The following is a 3130-nucleotide window of genomic DNA, read 5'->3' as shown; positions in this document are numbered from 1 at the left end:
CGCAGTTTGGTCGTGCTCATTGCGAACTCCTTTGTTGAACGGTGATGGGCTGGTAGGGGCGCAGCACCAGATCGCGGTTGACGATCACGCGCACTGGCAGACCCGGACGCTGGGTCAGGGTGGGCTGGATATCGAGGTTGCGGCGGGTGACCTCTTGGCCAGCCTGGTTCACCGTGTCCTGCAGGCTGTCGCGCCCGGCGATGATGATGCGGTCGCCATCGGTGCGACTGGTCGGTGCGGCCAACTCGGCACCGATACCCAGCAGGCTGGTCATGGCTGCGCCGGCGACGATCCGATCCCAGTGCCAGTCGACGCCATCCTCGAGACCGGCATAGCCGGCGGCGTCGGTACCCACCAGGTTGTCGAGCTGGAAGGACGAGGTGTCCGGCAGGATCACCCGCTGCCACACCACCTGCACGCGGCTTTGTCCGTAGCTCACCTGGCTGTTGTAGCGGCCCAGCAGGCGCGCGCCTTGGGGGATCAGCACGTGCTCACCGGTGGCGCTGTCGTAGACCGGCTCGGTCACCGTGGCGATCACGTCGCCGGGTAGATCCGACTTGATACCGGTGACCAGCGCCGCCGCGATGACGGTGCCGGCCATCACCTGGTAGGGCGATTCAGGCATCTGCAGCAATCCGGAATTACGGATTTTTGCATTTACGGATTTACTGAGAAACGCCTCGTTCCGCTCCTGCTGCGTTGGTGTTCCTGCAGTTGCGGCTACCGTGCCTGACGAGACCATACCCAGGGTCATAGGATCGGGTTGGGCACTCCCAGCGGATGCGACGTTCGATTTCCGCGCGCTGCTGGTCTGGAAAAACACCGAGGACTGCGCTGCTTCCTCAGCTTCTTTGAGCAGGGCCAGGCGCTCTGCTTCGGCGGCATCTGGCCCATGTCCATAACCTTGCGCCTGCTGCTCCGCCCTGAGGATTGGCCCGCCCAGATCGCCGGGCAGCGGCGGCCCCAGTTGCGGTATCTCGGGCGCAGGTGGAGGCGGTAACTGCGAGTAGTCCGCCGGCAACTGCTCCAGCCCCTCGGAGCGTGCCACGCGGTCGACGTTGTATAGCTCGTTCGGCTCAGCGCCCTGGCGGCGCTGCTGCGGTTGCAGCGACCACAGCATGGCTCCGAGTACCGCAGCCGACAGGCCGCCGACCACTACCGCCAGCATGCGTGGGTTGAGTCGGGTGACAGGGCGAGGTTTGGCGCGCAGCTCCAGCGACTCCGGTGCCTCCTTGGGCGGTAGCGAGGTTGCTCCGGCTTGGTTTTCGTTCTTGGCCGTCATGCTCATGGCCTCCGTGCCACGCCGTCGGTGCGCTCGATCCGCACCACGTCACCCTTGTCGGCGCCCAGGCGCAGCTCGGCCGCGCCGAACAGGCGGTCGACGATGTAGTAGGGAGAGCGGAAACGATAGTTGACCAGCTGCCCGTCACCTTCGGGGCCGATCACGAAAAGCGGCGGCAACTCGCCCTGGGCGATGCCGGCCGGGAACTGGATATACACCTTGCGGCCGTCATCGAAGGCGCGCAGCGGCTTCCAGGGTGGATTGCTGCCGCTGATCGCATAGCGAAAGCGCAGCTTCTCTATTGTCAGGCCAACATCCACCGGTGCTGCGGCCTGGGCGGCGCCGGCGCGGCGTTGCAGCGCGAGCATGCGATCCTTGGGGTAGTCCCAGGACACCGACGCCATCCAGGCGTGCTCGGTGGACGTCAGCTCGATCAGGTAGGTTCGGCGCGTGGTGGTGATCACCAGGTTGGTCTTGAGGTCGACCCGCGTCGGTTTGATCAGCACGCTGGTGCGTAGCTCGTCTCCGCTTCCGCTGGTGGTGTCGCCGACGATCCAGCGCACGGTGTCGCCAGCGGCCACGGTGACAAGTTCCTCGCCGGGCTGCAGGTTGATTGCCGTCACCCTACCCGGGCTGGCGTACACCTGATACAGCGCGCCATCGGAGTAGGGCCAGATCTGGATGGCGTTGATATAGCCCTCGCGGCTCGGTGCCACCCGAGCGTCGCGATTGGCGCGCGAGACCCGCACGCGCTCATCGGCTGGCTCCTTGGCCGGCTTGCTGCGCTGAGTTTCTGGCAGTGGCTTGAGCTGGTCGGGCAGGGCCAGGGGCTTGGGTACTTCCACTACCTCGATGGGCTTGGGCGGCTCCGGCAGACGCTGCGCCTCGACCGGTTCATCCAGCGCGATCACTGGCGGCTGCTGGCTGGCACAGCCGGCCAGCACGCTCAGCAGCAGAGGGCAGATGTAAATGCTCTGGGTAGTTCTCATGGCTTCTTGGCTCCTTCCGTAGTGTCCAGCTCACGGCTCCAGGACAGGCCGTTGACGTAAATACCTAGCGGGTTGCGGCGCAGTTTTTCCTCGGTGCGCGGAGGCTGCAGTACCAGCGAGATGACCGCTGTCCAGCGCTCCAGGCCGGCTGCCGTACCATTCACGAAACGGCGTTCGATCCAGCGCACCTGGAACGAGCTGTCGCTGGCACGCACCACGCTGGTGACCTCAACCGATACCGACTCCTTGCCGACCCGGGTGAAGGGATCGTTGGCGCGTGCATAATCATTGAGGGTGGCCGCACCTCGGTCGGTGGTGGAGTGATAGGCCTCGAGCCAGTTCTTCCGGACTACCACCGGATCGATTGATAGCGAGCGCACCTGCTCGATAAAGCGCGCCAGGTGGTGGGCGATCTGCGCATCCTGGGGCTGGTAGGGGCTGGCGGCTTCGCCGACGGCGCGTACCTGACCGAGGTTGTCGACCTCCACCACATAGGGCGTCATCGTCGACTGCGCCGAACGCCAGACCAGACCGCCGGCCATCAGCAGCGCCAGGCCCAGAGAACCGAAGGCCATCAGCCGCCAGTTACGCGCCTGCGCCAGGCTGCTGCCCATGCGTAGATCCCAGGCCTGTGCCGCGGCCTGGTAGGGCGCGATGGGTTGTGGGGTGTCGCTGTAGCGTACCCGTGGACGTCTGAATCGCATCTTCGTCCTCCTTTACGAATTCGATGGGTCGCGAATCTGCGGCCCAGGTGATGAACCACCGCCATCGCCACCACGTAGGGTATGGGCGACCGTACTGGTGGCCTGTGAGAGTTGTTGCCTGCGCTGCAGGCGCGTGGCCCAGTCGGGCTGTTTGG

Annotated in this window: 3 protein-coding genes and 1 pseudogene; all 4 read right to left on the bottom strand. The window is 65.3% G+C overall.

What is annotated here, in order from left to right; genetic code table 11:
• Positions 1 to 16: 16 nt before the first annotated feature.
• The gene (locus DXK50_RS24700; RefSeq protein WP_212632128.1) at positions 17 to 1282 is read right to left on the bottom strand and encodes a TraB/TrbI/VirB10 family type IV secretion system protein; all 1266 of its coding nucleotides are present in this window, start codon (positions 1280 to 1282) and stop codon (positions 17 to 19) included.
• Positions 1283 to 1284: 2 nt separating this feature from the next.
• Complete coding sequence (gene trbG / locus DXK50_RS24695) at positions 1285 to 2271, bottom strand: P-type conjugative transfer protein TrbG (RefSeq protein ID WP_212632127.1); 987 nt, start codon at positions 2269 to 2271, stop codon at positions 1285 to 1287.
• Positions 2268 to 2975: a conjugal transfer protein TrbF gene (trbF, locus tag DXK50_RS24690; RefSeq protein ID WP_212632126.1), complete on the bottom strand. Its 708-nt coding sequence runs from the start codon at positions 2973 to 2975 to the stop codon at positions 2268 to 2270. The genes trbG and trbF overlap by 4 nt, the downstream gene beginning before the upstream one ends.
• Before the next feature lie 12 nt (positions 2976 to 2987).
• Positions 2988 to 3130, bottom strand: a pseudogene (locus DXK50_RS25305) (P-type conjugative transfer protein TrbL); the annotation flags it as partial.

The organism is Pseudomonas sp. KB-10 (assembly GCF_018221585.1).
GTDB lineage: Bacteria > Pseudomonadota > Gammaproteobacteria > Pseudomonadales > Pseudomonadaceae > Aquipseudomonas > Aquipseudomonas yangonensis.
Note: the sequence above shows the minus strand (reverse complement) of the source record. Positions and strands in the feature narration are given on the sequence as shown.